This window comes from Campylobacter subantarcticus LMG 24377 (assembly GCF_000816305.1).
Taxonomy (GTDB): Bacteria; Campylobacterota; Campylobacteria; order Campylobacterales; family Campylobacteraceae; genus Campylobacter_D; species Campylobacter_D subantarcticus.
The window spans coordinates 1,834,574-1,852,995 of the sequence record NZ_CP007773.1 but is presented as its reverse complement, the minus strand read 5'-3'; the positions used below and the strand labels follow the sequence as shown (position 1 = coordinate 1,852,995).

The 18,422-nt window shown below is 29.6% G+C and carries 15 protein-coding genes and 1 tRNA gene; 8 read left to right on the top strand and 8 right to left on the bottom strand.

Translation table 11 applies throughout. The annotated features are described in order from the left end of the window. Positions 1–122: 122 nt before the first annotated feature. Complete coding sequence (gene ruvC / locus CSUB8523_RS09460) at positions 123–599, top strand: crossover junction endodeoxyribonuclease RuvC (RefSeq protein ID WP_039664730.1); 477 nt, start codon at positions 123–125, stop codon at positions 597–599. Between the two features lie 2 nt (positions 600–601). Here ruvC and CSUB8523_RS09455 read toward each other — a convergent pair whose 3' ends face one another. Further along, on the bottom strand, positions 602–1,234 hold the full coding sequence (locus CSUB8523_RS09455) for a hypothetical protein (RefSeq protein ID WP_039664729.1): 633 nt from the start codon (positions 1,232–1,234) through the stop codon (positions 602–604). Positions 1,235–1,355: 121 nt separating this feature from the next. On the opposite strand from CSUB8523_RS09455, the gene CSUB8523_RS09450 reads away from it, so the two are divergent. The 3 genes from CSUB8523_RS09450 (at position 1,356) to CSUB8523_RS09440 (ending at position 6,051) form a co-directional block, all read left to right on the top strand. Next, positions 1,356–1,976: a DUF305 domain-containing protein gene (locus CSUB8523_RS09450; RefSeq protein ID WP_043020318.1), complete on the top strand. Its 621-nt coding sequence runs from the start codon at positions 1,356–1,358 to the stop codon at positions 1,974–1,976. A gap of 443 nt (positions 1,977–2,419) precedes the next feature. Continuing rightward, the gene (locus CSUB8523_RS09445) at positions 2,420–4,033 is read left to right on the top strand and encodes a site-specific DNA-methyltransferase (RefSeq protein ID WP_069107234.1); all 1,614 of its coding nucleotides are present in this window, start codon (positions 2,420–2,422) and stop codon (positions 4,031–4,033) included. Continuing rightward, the gene (locus tag CSUB8523_RS09440; protein ID WP_043020317.1) at positions 4,033–6,051 is read left to right on the top strand and encodes a DEAD/DEAH box helicase; all 2,019 of its coding nucleotides are present in this window, start codon (positions 4,033–4,035) and stop codon (positions 6,049–6,051) included. The genes CSUB8523_RS09445 and CSUB8523_RS09440 overlap by 1 nt, the downstream gene beginning before the upstream one ends. A gap of 194 nt (positions 6,052–6,245) precedes the next feature. On the opposite strand, the gene CSUB8523_RS09435 is transcribed toward CSUB8523_RS09440, so the two are convergent. From CSUB8523_RS09435 to CSUB8523_RS09425, 3 genes are all read right to left on the bottom strand, one after another. Next, positions 6,246–6,321 (bottom strand) — tRNA-Val (locus tag CSUB8523_RS09435). Between the two features lie 46 nt (positions 6,322–6,367). Beyond that, complete coding sequence (locus CSUB8523_RS09430) at positions 6,368–7,558, bottom strand: replication-associated recombination protein A (protein ID WP_043020316.1); 1,191 nt, start codon at positions 7,556–7,558, stop codon at positions 6,368–6,370. Then, positions 7,555–8,733 (bottom strand): DUF945 family protein, encoded by a 1,179-nt coding sequence (locus CSUB8523_RS09425; protein ID WP_043020315.1) that lies wholly within the window; start codon positions 8,731–8,733, stop codon positions 7,555–7,557. Before CSUB8523_RS09425 ends, CSUB8523_RS09430 begins: the two co-directional genes overlap by 4 nt. A gap of 132 nt (positions 8,734–8,865) precedes the next feature. Here CSUB8523_RS09425 and glmM point away from each other — a divergent pair, with 132 nt between their 5' ends. The 3 genes from glmM to hemJ are packed head-to-tail and all read left to right on the top strand — an operon-like array spanning position 8,866 to position 11,100. Then, positions 8,866–10,203 carry a phosphoglucosamine mutase gene (gene glmM, locus CSUB8523_RS09420; protein ID WP_043020314.1) on the top strand — a complete coding sequence of 446 codons (1,338 nt, stop codon included), beginning with the start codon at positions 8,866–8,868 and terminating at the stop codon, positions 10,201–10,203. Then, positions 10,196–10,657: a signal peptidase II gene (lspA, locus tag CSUB8523_RS09415; RefSeq protein WP_043020313.1), complete on the top strand. Its 462-nt coding sequence runs from the start codon at positions 10,196–10,198 to the stop codon at positions 10,655–10,657. Before glmM ends, lspA begins: the two co-directional genes overlap by 8 nt. After that, positions 10,651–11,100 carry a protoporphyrinogen oxidase HemJ gene (gene hemJ, locus CSUB8523_RS09410; protein WP_039664719.1) on the top strand — a complete coding sequence of 150 codons (450 nt, stop codon included), beginning with the start codon at positions 10,651–10,653 and terminating at the stop codon, positions 11,098–11,100. The genes lspA and hemJ overlap by 7 nt, the downstream gene beginning before the upstream one ends. Positions 11,101–11,119: 19 nt before the next feature. Here the strand turns inward: hemJ and CSUB8523_RS09405 are convergent, their stop codons facing one another. Next, positions 11,120–12,457: a coproporphyrinogen III oxidase family protein gene (locus CSUB8523_RS09405; RefSeq protein ID WP_043020312.1), complete on the bottom strand. Its 1,338-nt coding sequence runs from the start codon at positions 12,455–12,457 to the stop codon at positions 11,120–11,122. A 76-nt stretch (positions 12,458–12,533) separates the two neighbouring features. Between CSUB8523_RS09405 and CSUB8523_RS09400 the strand changes: the two genes are divergently transcribed. Then, a complete protein-coding gene (locus CSUB8523_RS09400; RefSeq protein ID WP_039664717.1) occupies positions 12,534–12,725 on the top strand; it encodes a mini-MOMP protein in 192 nt (63 codons plus the stop codon). 16 nt (positions 12,726–12,741) lie between these two features. Here CSUB8523_RS09400 and CSUB8523_RS09395 read toward each other — a convergent pair whose 3' ends face one another. From CSUB8523_RS09395 to CSUB8523_RS09385, 3 genes are read right to left on the bottom strand one after another with little or no spacing between them, the layout of a single operon-like run. Then, entirely contained in the window at positions 12,742–14,184 is a 1,443-nt protein-coding gene (locus tag CSUB8523_RS09395; RefSeq protein WP_043020437.1) for a multidrug efflux system CmeABC, outer membrane lipoprotein CmeC, read from the bottom strand. Continuing rightward, complete coding sequence (locus CSUB8523_RS09390; RefSeq protein ID WP_043020311.1) at positions 14,177–17,299, bottom strand: efflux RND transporter permease subunit; 3,123 nt, start codon at positions 17,297–17,299, stop codon at positions 14,177–14,179. The genes CSUB8523_RS09395 and CSUB8523_RS09390 overlap by 8 nt, the downstream gene beginning before the upstream one ends. Beyond that, positions 17,299–18,396: an efflux RND transporter periplasmic adaptor subunit gene (locus CSUB8523_RS09385; protein ID WP_039664715.1), complete on the bottom strand. Its 1,098-nt coding sequence runs from the start codon at positions 18,394–18,396 to the stop codon at positions 17,299–17,301. The genes CSUB8523_RS09390 and CSUB8523_RS09385 overlap by 1 nt, the downstream gene beginning before the upstream one ends. Between the last annotated feature and the right edge of the window lie 26 nt (positions 18,397–18,422).

The following is an 18,422-nucleotide window of genomic DNA, read 5'->3' as shown; positions in this document are numbered from 1 at the left end:
TATTTTTCTTAAAATTATGGTGTAAAACTTAAAATTCTAGCTTATTTTTTATAAAAAATGGTTAAAATTATTCACATAAAAATTTAAATTTCACATGCATGTGAATAAAAAGGTGAAAAAGTTTGAAGGTGTTAGGGATAGATCCTGGTTCTAGGTATTGTGGATACGCTATCGTAGAAAGGATTAATAATAAAAATCAACTCATAGAAGCAGGGCTTATTAAAATCAAGCCTAATGATTTACAGTATCAAATTACAGAATTATGTGAAGGACTTGATCTGATCTTTAAAAATCATCAATTTGATGAGATAGCGATCGAAGATATATTTTTTGCTTATAATCCAAAAACAGTGCTAAAATTAGCTCAATTTCGTGGAGCTTTGAGTTTAAAAATTCTACAAACTCATGGAGAATTTGCACAGTATACGCCTTTACAAGTTAAAAAAACGGTAACAGGTAAAGCAAAAGCTACTAAGGAGCAAGTAGCTTTTATGGTAAAAAGATTACTTGGAATTTCAAAAGATATCAAGCCACTTGATATCACAGATGCTATCGCAGTGGCTTTGACACATTTAGCAAATTTGAGAGTGAAAAAGTGATTTTATTTTCCGCTACCTATGAAATAAACTTCTACATCATGGAGTAGTTTTTCACATACAGCTGAATCAGTGCTTTTTTCTACTACTAGGTTGATGTGATTTTTAGTATCTCTAAAGCTACCAGCTGATTTTGAATTTTTTAGTTCTAATTTTTGATTGTCTTTGAGGTATTTTATAGTTATTACAAATTTATGTGCCGCACTTGCTTCGCCGATGTTTGTTTCTATTAAAACATTCATATTAGATGCTTTTGCTAGAGTAGCTTGGGTTTTATTGATCACTTCTTTCATTCTTCGGTTTAGTTCTAAAATTCTTGAAATGAATTTGTTATCAATGCTTTCGAATGCAATTTTTAGTTTATTCATGATTTCTTGGTTGGTTGGTTTATCAGGAGCTACATACACCATATAAAGTCCATTTTTGATATCTACTTTAGTGCTTTTAGTATCACGCCCACTACCAAAAATTTTAATATAAATTGCATTATCAAGGTATACTCTATCGATCATAGGACCATAAATTTCATATTCTCTTTTTCTTACGATCACTTCTCTTGCGGCTACTTGAATTTTTACTGAACAATCATGAATTATAGGTTCCATTTCTTTTTTTATTTCAAGTAGTTCTTTAAGCATTTTCCATCCTTGTGATATTTTTATATAAATTATAACAAAAAAAAATTGAATTTTTTGGTTAATTTTAGTTTGGGATATTTTTATATATTTTTGTTTTTAAAATATAAAGTTAAGGAAAAAAATGAAATTTAAAATTATGGTTTCAAGTTTGGTTTTAGCGAGTTCTTTGCTTGCTTCTAATTCTCATCATGCTCACCATGGATCTTCTGAAAGTGTATCAGCACAAATCATGATGAGTATGCACGAAGCGATGATGAAAAACCCTTTAGTGCAAAGCAATGATATAGAAAGAGATTTTTTAGCTAATATGATCCCACACCATCAAGGTGCGATTGACTCATCAAAGCTTTTGTTAGAGCATACTAAAAGCGAAGAGATGAAAAAAATCGCTCAAAATATCATCAAAGTTCAAGAAAAAGAAATTCAAGAATTTCAAGAAATTTTAAATGAAAATCTTTACACAAAAACTCAAATCGATGAGGAAACTTATAAAAAATTTGTCCAAGAAGAAAAAGAACTCATGCAAAAAATGATGATTTTAATGAGTTCAGTTAAAGAAAGTAAAAACATCAATAAAGACTTTCTAGAAGCGATGATAGCACACCATCAAGGTGCGGTAGATGCTTCAAAACAAATTTTATTTTACTCTAAAGATGAAACTATAAGAGAAATCGCTAAAAAAATCATCTTAGATCAAGAAAAAGAAATTCAAGAATTTACGAATTTATTAAAATATATGTAAAAATAGGTAGTTTAGTAAAACTACCTAGATATCATTTTGCATTTTCATAGATCATGTTAAACATTGTGTTTATTTTTTGAATTTGTGCTAGTACTAAAGTCACTAGATCTGACATTCTTAAAATTTTTATTATATTTTAGCTAATTAGAAATTATAGTATTTCTTTTTGATTTTTAATTACAAGCATTAAATATTTTGTCTTGCAAATATAAAAACTAAGTGAAAATTTTTGGTAATAACAAATATTCCCTGCGAAGCTCATAGAAAAAAATGATTTTTTGAGATTATTTTTTAATTTATGATTTGTAATTTTTATGTATATCTAAAAATATTTTAAATAATTATCTTATGTATTTTTATTATAATTTTACAAAATAAATATCATGATTTTACTCAACAAATGAATAGTAATTTATTAGATAATAATTTAAGAAAGGCGTAAAATGGAAAGAAATGAATTGCAAAGCTTACAAGAATTAAAAGAAGAAGAAAAAATAAAAATTTTAGATCGTGCAAGTAATGGTATATTAGAAAAAGAAAATGCAGATTTTCTAATAAAACTTATCGATAATGCAGAAAATAAAACAGAAGTTTTGAAAATATCAGCTTTAGGTATGACTTATAAAAGAACAGGTTTTCATTTTGATGTGCGTTTGGAGAAAAATGAAGGACAAACAATAAGATATTTAAAAAAGAATGAAAATCTTAGTTTTGATCAAGGTGGAATTACTCATAAACTTATAATAGGCGATAATTATCCTGCTCTTTTAAATCTTTTAATTAACTATAAAAACAAAATTAAAGTAATTTATATAGATCCACCTTATGGAAAAGATGATTTAGGTGAATTTGCGCAAACTAATTACAACAATGCAATCACAAGAGATAATTTGCTTTCTATGCTTTATCCAAGATTAATACTAGCAAGACAACTTTTAAAAGATGATGGTGTTATTTTTTGTAGTATTGATGATAGAAATCAAGCTTATGTTAAATGTTTGTTTGATGAAGTTTTTGGTGAGGGAAATTTTGTAGAAACTTTTATTTGGAACAAAACAGAAACACCTCCAAGTTTATCTTGCAAAACGCGAAAAACACATGAATATGTCCTTTGCTATCAGAAAAATATTAATAATGATAAGATGATTGCTAAATATATTTCTGGAGGAGATGCTCCATTGTATAATGAGAGTAATTCTGTAATAGAATTAAATTTTTTAGCTAATTATGTTGATACTAATTTAAAAGATGGTGTATATCTTAAAGGAAAACGAGATAAAATAGAATTATTGGATGATGTTTTAGTGCAAAATGGAAAAATAGTTAATAATTTTAGATTACAAGGTAATTTTAGGTGGACGCAAGAATTTTTAGATAAAGAAGTTAAAGATGGTACAAAATTGATTGTGAAAGGTGACAAATTTGCAATTAGATATTGTAGAGATGGAAGTAGAAGTGTAACTCCAACAAATTATATTTCTAATAAAATATTATATGAAATATCGAAAGAAATTTCTAAAAAAGATAATGTTGGTACAAATGAAACAGCTACTAGTGAACTGAAAGAAATTTTTCAAAATAAAATTTTTAACTACAACAAACCACTTAGTTTAATTCAATATCTTTGTAAAATTATTAATGATAACGAATCTATCATTCTAGACTTCTTTGCAGGTAGTGGAACTACAGGACATGCTGTTTTGGAATTAAACAAACAAGATGGTGGTAATAGACAATTTATTTTAGTTACTAATAATGAAATAACAGATTTAAATCCAAATGGAATTGCCCTAGATGTTACTTCAAAGCGTTTAAAAAGAATCATGAGCGGAGAATGTTATGATGAAAGTAAAGATTTTAAATGGTTAGAAAAAAATACTCCTTATGGAGATAGCTTAGAAGTTAGTGAAATTGAAAGTATTGCTTCAAGCGATCATTCAGTTTTTGAAAAAATAGATGAAAAACTTTATGGAAAAGATTTTGAAAATATCCATGATAAAATAGAATGGATATGCAAAGAATTTGAGCTAACTTGCAGAAAAATAGAAGGTGAATGATGAAACAAGAAATTATAGAACTACAAAATGAAGCTGTAAATTCCTTGTTTAATTTAGCTATACAAGGGAAAGAAAATATCACCTTAAAAGCACCCACTGGAAGTGGTAAAACATATATGATGGCAAGCTTGATGAATAAAATGCTAGAAATCGATGATGATTTTATCTTTATAGTTTCTACTCTTTCTAAAGGAAAATTAGCAGGACAAAATTTTGAAAGTTTTGCAAATTTATCTTTAAATACTTTTACAAAATTAAACCCTTTTTACATTAGCAGTGGTGCAGAAAATACAAAAAATACAGAATATAGTCTATATATTGATATAAATCATAATGTGTTTGTTTTGCCTACTTCACAATATACTAAAGCAAGTAGAATTAGTAAAGAAAAAAGCTTATTAGTATTTTTAGAAACTTGCAAAAATCTAGGTAAAAAAATAATTTTAATAAGAGATGAAAGCCATATAGCTACAAATCTGCTAAATGAGTTATCAAATTATTTTACTCAAGTTATTAATTTTTCAGCTACTCCCAAAAACGATCAATTTGATGTTTGTATATCAGAAAATGACGCTGTTAATGCAAATTTGATTAAAAAAGTAGAATATATAGAAGATGAAGAAGATTTAGAAAGTGGATTAAGCAAAGCTTTAGATAAATTTAAAAGCATTAAAGCAGTTTATAATAAAGAAGGGATAGTTCCTGCTTTTATAATACAAATTTCTAATCAAAATAATGCAGAATATGAAATGGAAATCATCAAAAAAGTTTTGAAAGAAAAAGATTTAAAATGGGTATGTTTTGTAGAAAAAGAAAATGGCTATGAAAGTAATAGTAGATTAGAAAAAGTAAAAAATAAAAGCCTGTGGCAAAACTATGTTAAACAAAATGATTTTCCTATTGATGTTGTAATCTTTAAAATGGTTATAACAGAAGGCTTTGATATGCCTAGAGCTTGTATGCTTTATCAAGTTAGAAATTCACAATCTAAACAACTTGATGAGCAAGTTATTGGGCGTATAAGGCGTAATCCTTGTTTAACATATTTTGAAAAATTAGATAAAAATACTCAAGAAATTTTTAGCACAGCTTATGTTTATGGTATAAAACCTAAAGAAGATCAAAATAAACGCACAAAAGTGAAATTAAAGGGTGAAATTAATAAAGGTTTATTTGAAAACGAAATAATTAAAGAATTTGCTCCATTTAAAATCACTGTTCTTAGAGAGGTTGCTTTAGATGATATAGATATATCAGATTGTATTAACAATGATATAGAATACTATAATGAGTCTATTTTTAAAGCTTATAAAAAATTTCAATCTTGTAGTGATAAAGTAAAAGAAAAGCAAAGAGATTTTGTTACAGATTTTAATAAATGGTTTGTGTTTAATGCTAATTTAGATAATATCAGCAATAAGGTAAGTTCTGTTGTTGAAGATTATGAAAAATATGGAGATGTAGTTGAAGTTCAATTAAGAGATGATATTTATAGTTTTTTTGATAGCAATGGAAGTTCAGTTATATTTACTGATTGGATATGGGAAAGTAAAGGAAGTAGATTTCAATTTGATAGTGAAGCTGAAGAGGAGTGGTTTACAATCCTTGCTAATTTAAAAGATATATGTTGCAAAAAAATAAAAATTAATAATGTAGAAGTTTCTTTATTTGGTAAGAATTTCATAGATAAATCAAATATTAAATTTGATTATTATCACACAAGAAAACACACAAGTTATCCCGACTTTATCTTTAAAGATAAGCAAAATAAAATTCATATTTTTGAAGTAAAAAGTGTAAATAAAAGTAGTTCTTCAAATATAGATGAGACTTCATATAAAGAAAAAATTGAAAAACTAAAAGAAGCTTATATTTATGCAAGTGAAAAAACAGGGTATATTTTTTACCTTCCCGTGAAAATTGATAATAATTGGAAAATATGGAAATGTGAAAATGGAGTGGTTAAAGAAAATATAAATGAAGAAATGTTTGTTGAATATATGAAAGGTAAAAAGTAGGGTAGGTTATTTTGATTTTTATTAGCATGTGATAGTTCTTGAGTATGAGCAAATAGTTTTATTTAAAGAACTATCAAATTAAGATTAATTATAATATCTTAAATTTTTTTCTTTCCACCTTTTTCTTGTGTTTTATAGAAATATTTATGGAATATTTTTATATGAATGCTTTTAAAATCGAAAGAAATAAAAAATGGTGGCTCCGATTGGACTTGAACCAACGACCACCACCATGTCAAGGTGGTGCTCTACCAACTGAGCTACGGAACCTTAAAAATGAAAATTATATAAAAATATTTTTACATTGTGCTTAAAATCACTTTTTAACTCTTTTCATATCATTTAGCCATAAGTCTAGCTGTGCTTCAAAACCTATGCCTTTGCTATGATAAAATTTCAAATCTTTTTCTAGATATCTTTGCTTAACCCAACCCCCAAAATCATGCGGGTAAAGGTAGTTTTTTCTTTGTGGGTTGTTATTATCAAGATAAGGGAGTATTTTTAATGCAGGGTTGTTTTGTACATAATTTAGTGCTTCATTTATAGCAAGATAGCTTGAGTTTGACTTAGGCGAACTTGCTAAAAACACCACACATTGTGCCAAGATGATCCTAGCTTCAGGATAGCCTATGTTTTTTACTGCTATGAGTGTGCTTGTGGCTAGGTTAAGTGCTTGTGGGTTTGCATTTGAGATATCTTCACTTGCAAATATCACTAATCTTCTAGCGATAAAATCCGCACTTTCGCCCCCATCGATCAACCTCGCAAGATAATACAAACTCGCATCTACATCACTTCCTCTTAAGCTTTTTATCATAGAACTAGCTAGTCTATAGTGTGTGTCTTTGCTTGAAGTGCCATCGCTTAAAACATTTGCTCTTAATTTTTTCAAAGTTTCAAGTGTGATATGAGTGCTATCTAAAGCCAAAGCAAACTCACATAAATTTAAAAAACTTCTTGCATCATTTGCACTAGAAGTGATCAAAAAGTCTTTGGCATCATCATCGATTTTGCATTGGAATTTTTCTTGTACCTTTGTGGCAAGTTTTTCTAAGTCTTTATACTCTAAACCTTTAAATTCAAAAAGCATACTTCTGCTTCTTATACCTGAAGTTAAAGTAAAGTAGGGGTTTTCAGTGCTTGCACCTATGAAAAGGCATTTTTGATTTTCCAAAGGGATCAAAAGCATTTCTTGTTGGGTTTTTGAAAGCCTATGCACCTCATCGATAAAGATCAAAGGTTTATATAAAGAATTTTCATATTTAGTTAGTATTTTTCTAAGCTCTTCAAGTTTAAAATTCCCTCCATCAAACTCATAAAAGTCGAGTTTGTATTCATACGCTATCGCTCTTGCAAAAGAAGTCTTTCCACAACCTGCTGGGCCAAAAAATACACTATGAGGAAGCTTTGAAACTTGTATGAATTTTTTAAAAATTTCTACTAAATTTTCTTGTCCTAAAACCTCATCTAAAGTTTTAGGACGAAAAGTTAAACTTAAATTTGTCATTGTGGATTTATGGTAAGTCTTTCACCATTGATAATGGTAGTAACATCGCTTTTGTTAGTATCATCATAGATAAAATCAAGCATATAAGTGCCATTTTTATCTACAAAATAATTATCAAAGTCTCCAAAAATAGACCAAATTTGGCTTGGAAGAATTTCAGTATTTGCATGAAATTGTGATTTGATGTTGTTTTCTGTGAAAATGGCTTGTCCATTCGCATCAAATTTTTTACCATCTTTATCAAAACTAAGGTTGTTTAAGATGATTTCAGGATTTGCTTTTAAAAATTGACTTGTTAAAACCATCATAGAGAAAATATCCATATTTGAATTTTGCAATAAACTATCATAAGCTTTTTTTGAAAGATTGTTGAGATTTAGTTCTAGTTTGATGTTATTTAAGGCTAGGTTTTCCTCATCTTCTAGGTTAAATTTAGCAAGATCAAGTTTTAAAACACTATCATAATCACTTTGTGCATTAGGTGCGGTTCTTGCAAAAACTTTTAACTTATCAAGATCAAAAATGCTATGGCTTTTAAAGCTGATCTTATCAATGCTTATGTTTTGTTCGCTATTTCTGCTAGGAGTGAAGATATCACTAAAGCTTAATTTAGCTAAAGGAAATTCAGAAATTTGCATATTTTGAATTTCTAGTTTTTCATCCTGTGAAAGCTGTTTTACTAAAATATAACCCAAATCAAGTTGCATATGCTTTACAGATTCAGTTGTTGCTGTGATTTTAAAAGCAGTGTTGTTGATGATTAATTGTGCATTATCATGCGTAAAGTTAATATCGTTAATTTTTGCATTTATCGCTATATCATCGCCTTTTGCGCTAACTAGAATTTTAAAAATTTCTTCATTTGGGAAGATATTTTTTAAATCTTCATTTTCATTTAAGACAGAAATAACAGCATTGTTGCTTGCAAAGAAGTTGTTTGAGAAATCTACGTTTACTTTAAAAGTATAAGGCAAGTCATTAAGCTGGGCTAGGAAGCTACCTTTAGAATTTAAAAAGCCTTTGGTATAATTTGCATCTTCAACATTGTAATAATCAGTGTTTTGACTCATTTGAGCAAAGATTTTTTCATTGATAGAGTTGATATAAAAAGTTGTTGCGAAAAACGCTACGAGTAGCAAAACCACTACCACAACACCTGCGATAATTTTCTTCATTTATTTTCCTTATGTGAAATTTTAAAAAATTATATATTTTTATTGCTAACTAATGTTTATAAAATTTTTGCATTTATGCATTGCTTAACTTTTTTTTCTATAATTGCACTACTTAAAATCAAAGGTTAACAAATGAAACTTTTTGGAACAGATGGAGTACGCGGTAAAGCGGGTGAATTTTTGGATTCGTTTTTGGCGATGCGTTTAGCTATGGCTGCTGGAATTTACTTTAAAGATAAGGCTATTACAAACAATATCTTAGTTGGAAAAGACACAAGAAGAAGTGGCTATATGATAGAAAATGCTATCGTTTCAGGACTTACTTCGATAGGTTATAATGTGATAGAAATAGGTCCTATGCCAACACCTGCCATTGCGTTTTTAACTGAAGATATGCGTTGTGATGCGGGGATCATGATATCAGCTTCGCATAATCCTTACTATGATAATGGTATTAAATTTTTTGATGCACATGGAAATAAACTTGATGAACAAGCAGAAGCAAAAATAGAAGAAATTTATTTTAATGACAAACTCATTGAAGAAGCAAGAACAACAAAATCACAAATTGGTCAAGCAAAAAGAATTGATGATGTGATAGGAAGATATATTGTTTCTATAAAAAATTCTTTTCCTAAAGAGTTGACTTTAAAGTCTTTGCGTGTTGTACTAGATGTAGCTCATGGGGCTTCTTATAAGGTTGCACCTACGGTTTTTAAAGAGCTTGGCGCAGATGTGATTGTGATCAATGATAAGCCAAATGGTTTAAATATCAATGAAAATTGCGGTGCGTTACACCCTTTAAATTTAGCTTTAGAAGTAAAGAAATTTAGAGCAGATGTGGGCTTTGCTTTTGATGGAGATGCTGATCGTTTGGTCGTTGTAGATGAAAAAGGTGAAGTGGCTCATGGAGACAGTCTTTTAGGTGTTTTAGCTTTGTTTTTGAAAAAACAAGGCAGATTAAAATCAAGCGTAGTAAGCACGATCATGAGTAATGGTGCTTTAAAAGAGTTTTTAGCTAAACATAAAATCACGCATGAAACTTGCAATGTGGGCGATAAATATGTGCTTGAAAAGCTCAAAGAATGTGGTGGAAATTTTGGTGGGGAGCAAAGTGGGCATATCATTTTTAGTGATTATGCTAAGACCGGAGATGGTTTAGTAGCGGCGTTGCAATTTAGCGCTTTAATGCTTAGTGAGGCAAAAAGTGCAAGTGAAATTTTAAATCAAGTCAAGCCTTACCCTCAACTTTTACATAATCTAAAAATTTCAGAGAAAAAAGACTTAAGTAAACTTGCAGGCTTGGAAGAGTTGAAAAAAGATTTAGAAAAAAAAGGAATTTCTAGTTTGTTTAGATATTCAGGTACAGAAAATTTGATACGCTTATTGCTAGAGGCAAAAGACATTAAGCTTTTAGAAAAAGAAATGAAAGTCGTAGAAGGCTTTTTTATGAAAGCATTGAATGCATAAAAATTTGTCTTTAAAATTTTGTTTTGTTTTTGCTTTGGTTTTTATACTAGATCAAGCAAGCAAGTATGTATTTTTACAAGGACTTGAATATAAGGGCGAATTTTTTGACTTGGTTTTAACCTACAATACAGGTGTGGCTTTTTCGATGTTTGCCTTTTTAGGAGAGTATTTAAAATACATACAACTTGTTTTTATACTAGCTTTATCGGTGTATTTGCTTTACCAAAAAGAATTTTTAAAAACCCATTTAATCGCTTTTGCGATCATGCTTTCTGCTGGATGCTCAAATTTACTTGATCGCTTTGTGCATATAGGTGTGGTGGATTTTGTGTTTTGGCATAAGTGGTTTGAATTTGCTGTATTTAACTTTGCTGATGTGATGATAAATATTAGCGTGGTCTTAATTTTAATCAAAGAAATCTTTAATAAAAAAGGAGAAAAACAATCATGTTAGATTTTTTAACTGACTGGTATTTGTGGATTAAAATGGTGCATTATTTAGCTTTTGTTTCGTGGATGGCGGGTTTGTTTTATTTGCCAAGACTTTTTGTCTATCATGTCGAACATAAAGACAATAAAGGCTTTGTAGATGTAGTAAAAATTCAAGAAAGAAAATTGTATTTTTACATTCAAACTCCTGCGATGGTGGTGACTTTGATCACGGGTAGTTTAATGCTTCATGCTAATAAAGCTTTGATGGTTGGTTCAGGTTTTATGCATGCTAAATTAACCTGTGCATTGCTTTTGATCATTTATCATGTGCAAAATTATTATTATTTAAAACAACTTCAAAATGATAAATGTCAAAGAAGTGGAAAATTCTTTAGAGCATACAATGAAGTACCAACGGTGTTGTTTATCATCATTGCTATCATGATGATAATAAGACCATTTTAGTAAAAGCCTTTTAAGGCTTTTACCCTTTAAACTCCATACTTTTAAAATCAAGCGGATCGACATTTTCTTGCATGATGTTAATGCGTTTTTTATCTTGTAGACGTTTATCATCTCTAAAAACCGCACGCACTAAATCCATACCCGTATAAAAATCTTTCATCAAAACCATAAATAAATAACGCCCAAATTCACTTGTGTATAAAATGTTGTTTTCTTTTTTTATAGCCTTGCTTAGTTTAAGACCTAAAAGCTCTATAAAAAGATCTTTTTCTAGGTTGCATTCTAAGGTTTTATTAAATTTATCGATCTCGATTTTACCGGCAAACATTTCGGTTAAAAAGACATACTTGATGATTTCTTTTCTGCCAAAATCAGCTTTAGCAATATTTGCATTTTGCTTTTCTTTGATGAGTTTAGAATAATCATTTAAATTAAAAGCATTGATTAAAAGCTCTCCATCTAAAAAGCTAAAAGCCCCACTTCCTACGCCTAAATACTCATGATGGCTACTTACATACTCATCATTAAAGCTACTTTTTTCTAAAGAAAATGACCATGCATTATTTCTTTCATAATCTTTGAAAAAATCTATAATGATTTTATAAAATTCAAATTCATTATCTTTAAAACTTACTCCTAGAGTTTTTGCAATGTTATCTTTTGTGAGGTTTGACTTCATTAGAGGATAGGTTGTGATTTGTTGAGGTTTTAGGCTTTTGGCTATTTCTAAATCATTGAGTAATTGTTCCTTAGTTTGGGAAGGAAAATTAAAAATCAAATCAATACTCATGATAGGAAGCACTCCTATGGCTTTAGAAAGCTTTTCTTGAAGTTCTTTGCTAGAGCCAAATTTATGATACCTTGCTACTTTTTTTAAAGTATCATCATTAAAACTTTGTATACCACAGCTTAAGCGATCTATCAGTCCTTTAAACATTTCTAACTTTTTAGGGTCAATATGATTGGGATCGGTTTCGCAAGAAATTTCTTTGATGTTAAATAATTTTTTGCAAAGCTCTAAGGTTTTAACAAGCTCTTCTTCGTTAATTAAGGTGGTGCCACCACCTACATACATAGAATTAAAATCAAATCCCTTATCTTTAATTTGCTTGATTTCTTCTCTTAAACTTTCAAAATATCTCTTTGCTAAATCTTCATTATAATAATACTTATGAAAACTACAATATGGACAAAAAGTATGACAAAATGGTATATGAGCATAAAGCATATAAGTTTTTTTCTCATTTACTTTTTTCTCTTGTCCTTCTTTTAAAAGTTTCACCTCAAAACCATTTTCTAAAGATTTTTGCATAGCTTTGTGTGAGTAAGAAAGAGCTAAGTTTTGTAAAAAATTCATATTTTTCCTAAATTTTCATTTTGTAGTTATTTAAAAAAGACTATAATTGTATCATATTTTTATTAAAGGCTTTATAATGAAAAATATTTTTATAGCATTTTTTGTATTTTTACTAGGACTTATAAGCGTGTCAAATTCTGCGCCTTTAGATGAAATTTTCCAAGATGTTAATGTTTCAGGTAGCATGCGTTATCGTTTTGAGCATAATAGTCCAAAAGATAGAGGAAATAATAATTTTAATCAAAGAATTCAAATTCAAATGCATTAACAACTAAGTTTAAAACTTAGTTGTTGTAAAAGTTTTCTTTTAAGTTTTTTTCCATAGCTTTGACATTTTCTCTTGACTCTTCTTTAGTATTAAATCCTCCACCAAAAGCTTTCATAACATCTACGATGGAATTTGCAAGCTCATAAGTTGAGTTAGTATAAGAAAGTTTAGCATTTAAGTAATTTCTTTGGTCTTGTAAAAAATCAGCCAAGTTAATCACACCATTTTCATATCTTAAGGTAGAAATTTCATAAATTTTACTTTGAGCTAGAAATAAATTTTTGTAATTTTGCTCATTTTCATAATAGCTTTGACGGTTAAATAAAGCAAGTCTTATCTCTCCAAAGGCTGTTTTTAAGGTATTTTCATATTGTAAAAATGCTTCATCTTTGGTAAGTTTTGCAATATTAACATTATTCATAATCTCACCCCAATGAAAAATCGGCATTGCAAAATTTCCAGCTATATTCCAAGTATTGCTTCCATGCTTAACTAAAAGATCTAAGTCATTACTTTGAAAACCCAAAAGTCCTGTTAAAGAAAGGTTTGGTAAAAATGCAGTTCTAGCTACACCAATCATATAGTTTTTTTCTTCTAAAATTTTTAAACTAGCTTGTACATCAGGTCTTTGAAGTAAAATTTCACTGCCAATACCTTCAGGTATGCTAAGTTCGTATTGTCCTATTTTTTTATATTCTATGCTATTATAAAGTATGTCATCAATATTATTTGAAGTTAAGATTTTTAAGGCTTTAGTGTTAGCTTCTTTTTGAATTTTAGCATTTGTAAGTAGAACTTTTGAATTTTCAAGCTCAGCTTTAAATTTATTAAGTTCGTACTCACTAATTACTCCAAGTTTAAAATGTTCTAATTTTAACTTATAAGTTTTTTGATAACTTTGGGTTGTTTCTTCTAAAATTTTTACTTGCTCGCTTAAGCTTGCTAGATTAAAATAAGTTTTTACTGCATTAGAGATTAAACTCAATCTTGCACTTTCATAATCAAACTCGCTAGCCTGTAATTTTGCTTTTGAAGCACCATAGCTATTTCTATATTTTCCCCATAAATCTACTTCATAGCTTAAATTTAAACCCATATTAAAATCGTTACCATAGACAAAATCATTATTTTTGTTACTTGGAGCATTAATGCTAGTTTTTGCTCTTGCTCCGCTAGCACTTCCATCAAGCTTAGGAAGCAAATCACTTCTTGCTATACCTAAAGCTTCATAAGCTTTTTGTAAATTCATATATGCAATTTGCAAATCATTGTTATTTTTTAAAGCTTGATCGATTAAGGTATTTAAATAATTATCATCAAAAGCTTTCCACCATTGTTTATTAATGCTAATGTTTTGATCTAAACTTTTAGTGTAATTTACATCTTTGATTTCTAAATTTGGTTTTAAACTGCAAGCTGTTATCAAAAAACAACTTACTATTACTATTAATTTATGCATGTTTTTTACCTCTTTTTTCATCAAGCCATTTATTAAAACTTTCTAAAACATAAAAGAATAAAGGCACAAAAAATATTGCTATAGTTGATGCTGCTATCATACCACCTATAACACCTGTACCTATTGCATGACGACTTGCACTTCCTGCTCCATAAGCAAAGAAAAGTGGTAAAATACCACAAATAAATGCCAATGAGGTCATTACGATTGGTCTAAATCTCAATTTTGCTGCACTAATAGAAGCTTCAAAGATACTTTTGCCTTTTTTAAGATGTTCTTCCATAGCAAATTCTACAATTAAAATAGCATTTTTAGCAGAAAGTCCTATTAAAAGTAAAAGTCCTGTTTGAAAATATATATCATTTTCTAAGCCTCTAAGCCATACAAGAAGTAAAGAACCAAATACTGCAAAAGGAACTGCTGTTATAACAGCTAAAGGCATGAGCCATCTTTCATATTGAGCCGCTAAGATTAAAAATACAAATAAAAGTCCTAGTATAAAAGCTACTTGTCCTGCGCCACTACTAGTAACTTCTTGATAAGCTGATCCTGACCATGCTATGCTGTATTCTTCCCCTAGTGTTTCTTTTGCAACTTGTGCAATAGTATCAATAGCTTGTCCTGAGGTATATCCTGGTGCAGGATCACCTTGCACTAGTGCTGATGGAAACATATTAAAGCGTTTTACATCATCGGGGCCAATGCTTCTATGAAGTGTTAAAACGCTATCTAGAGCTATCATTGATCCATCTTTTGATCTTACATAGATGTTTTTTAATGCATTTTGAGTATTTCTAAAATCTCCTATGGCACTGATATTAACGCGGTAATTTTTGCCAAGCATAGAAAAATCATTTACATAATAAGTTCCTATGGTAGCATTAAGTGTGCTAAATACATCATTTAGATCAAGTCCATAAAGTTTTACTTTATCACGATCAATTTCGAGTTTTAACTGAGGAAAATTAGTATCTAGAGTTGTTCTTACGTTGGATAATTCCGGACGCTTATTAGCTGCATCTACTAGTTTGTTTACATCAGCTTGAATTTCATCATAACTTTTGCCACCACGATTTTGTGCATACATTTCAAAGCCACCGGTTAAGCTTAAACCTTGAATTGGAGGTGGATTAATAAAAAATGATTGAAAGTTTGGATTTAAATAATATTGTTTATTATATGTCCCTGTGATATCAAAACTACTAACACTTCTTTCACTCCAATCTTTTAAATTAATAAACATTGCTCCAGCATTTTCTTTTAAAGAACCTGTGAAAAGATCATAGCCTATAAGGCCTACAATATTAGTTATGTTTTCATTTTTACCAATTTCTTCTGCTAGAGTATCCATTGCTTGAGTGGTTCTATTTAGTGATGAAGCTGCTGGTAAATTTACTACCGATAAAAAGCTTCCCTGATCTTCATTTGGAACTAATGAATGTGGAACGATTTTAAATAATCCTAATAAAGCTAATAAAAATATAAAAAATACTAAGACAAATCGCACAACCCTTTTTAGCATATAAGCAACACCAGCTCCAAAAACTTCAGTAGACCAATCAAAAATATCGTTGAATTTTTTAACTAAATAAAATGGTTCACCTTCATTTCTTCTTAAAAAGATAGCGCATAAAGATGGAGTTAATGTTAAAGCTACAAAACCTGAAATTGCAACAGAAACTGCTAAAGTGATAGCAAATTGTCTTTGAATTTCTCCAACAAAACCTGATATAAAAGAAACAGGTATAAATACCGCACAAAGCACAAGAACAATAGAAACAACAGGTGCAGCAACTTCATCCATTGCCTTAATGGCCGCTTCTTTTATGCTTATGTTTGGATCTTCATGCATGATTCTATCTATATTTTCTACCACAATAATTGCATCATCTACAACAATACCAATGGCAAGTACCAAAGCAAAAAGCGTAAGTAAGTTAATACTAAAACCTAAGATATAAAGACCCGCAAAAGTTCCTAAAATAGAAACAGGTACAGCAATCATAGGTATGATGGTTGAACGGAAATTTTTTAAGAATAAATACATTACTATTACGACAAGGATTAATGCTTCAAAAAATGTTTTTACAACTTCTTGGATTGAAGCTTTGATAAATAAAGTAGTATCATAAGGAACTTTATAAGCTAAACCTTCCGGGAAGCTTTTTGATAATTCTTCAAATTTAGCTTTTACTAATTCAGCTGTGTTGACAGCATTTGCACCAGTTTGTAAGAAAATTAAAATAGGTGTAGCATTATTTCCATTTAATCTACCATTAAAGGTATATTCTCTTGAGCCTAAACCCACTTCAGCTACATCTTTTAATCTTAAAAAAGAACCATCGCTATTGGTTCTTAAAATAATGTTTTCAAATTCTTTGGCATTTTTTAACCTACCTTGCATAGTAACTGAGTACACATAAGGGGAATGCTCTACCACAGGTTCTTGACCTATCTTGCCAGTAGCATATTGAGTATTTTGCTCTCTAACTGCTGTGATAACATCTGTTGCAGTAACTTGGTATTTATTTAATAAATCAGGATTAAGCCAAATTCTCATAGAATAATTTCTTGATCCAATAGCCACGGCATTTCCTACACCAGGAACCCTAGCAAGGTCATCTAAAATATTTAAAGCAGCATAATTATATACTTCTAATTCATTCATAGAACCATCTGGAGAATATAAACTTGCAACTGCTAATATACTAGATCCAGTTTTTCTTACACTAACTCCAGTTTTTTTAACATCCTCAGGTAGTTTTGCCATGGCAGCTGAAATTCTATTATTAACATCAACTGTTGCTTGATCGGGATCTGTACCTATATTAAAATACACACTCAAACTCATATCTCCTGAAGAACTTGAAGTAGAATCCATATAAATCATATTTTCAACCCCATTGATTGCATCTTCAAGAGGAATAGCTACTGTCTGTGCCACTGTTTGTGCATCAGCTCCAGAGTAATTCGCACTTACTTTAACAACAGGTGGAGTTAGGGAAGGATATTGCTCCACAGGTAAAGAATAAAGCCCTATAATCCCTGCTAAAGAAATGATAATAGCTACAACTGAAGCAAATACAGGCCTTTCTATAAAAAATTTAGAAAACATTATTTATTCTCCATTACACTAACACTTGCGCCAGGTCGGATTTTTTTAAAATTATTTAAAATCACTTTATCGCCGTTTTTTAAGCCCTTATCGATGATTGCTTTATCAGAAGTTTGATAGATTACATTAACAACAGTTTTAACTACTTTTCCATCTACTAAGGTATAAACATAAGTGGAGCTATCATCTTGCAAAAGCGCAATTTGAGGAATTTCAAAGCCATCTTTTTGAACAAAACCATCAACATGAACATTTGCAAAAGAACCAGGCATTAAACTTGAATTATTATTATCAAAAATAGCTTTCGCTTTTACTCCACCACTGTTTGTGTCTATAATACTATCTATAAAATATAATTTTCCATTAAAAAGTTCACCACCAACATTAGCTTGTACTTGGATATTGTCTAATTGCCAATTACCGCTTCGGATATTTTTATTCATATTAATTTTATCTACATCAGAAATATAAAAGTCTGCAAAGATAGGATTGATATTAGTAATACGTACAAGCTCGGTCGATGAAGCATTTACATAATCGCCTATATCCATTAATGTATCACCTAAAATTCCATCAAATGGAGCACTTACTACGGTGTATTTTAAGTCTAATCTTGCATTGGCAAGTTTTGCTCTAGCGCTTTCTAAACTAGCTTTGGTAGAATTAAATTTAGCTAAACTTGCATCAAATTCTTTTTGTGAAATAGCATTTTTTTCTATTAAAATTTGATCTCTTTTAAAATTTTTTTCTGCATCATCAAAATTTGCTCTTGCAACCAAAGCTTCTCCATAGGCCATATTTACACTTGCTTGGTATTTATCAGGTTCTATAAGAAAAAGTTTATCACCCTTTTTAACAGCTTGACCACTTTTAAAGTATTTTGCTTTGATTTCACCGCTCACTTTAGGTTTAATTATCACATCTAATTCAGTACTTAATCTTGCAGGATAAGTAAATTCTAAAGGTAAATTAGCACTTTGTATAGTCATAATACTAACAGGTTGAGGAGGGAGTTGTTTCACCTGCACATTTTTTTCATCTGAGCATGCTACAAATATAAGTGAAGCACAAGCTAGAGTTAAAAGTTTTGTTCTCATTGGTTTCCTTAAAATTATTTATTTAG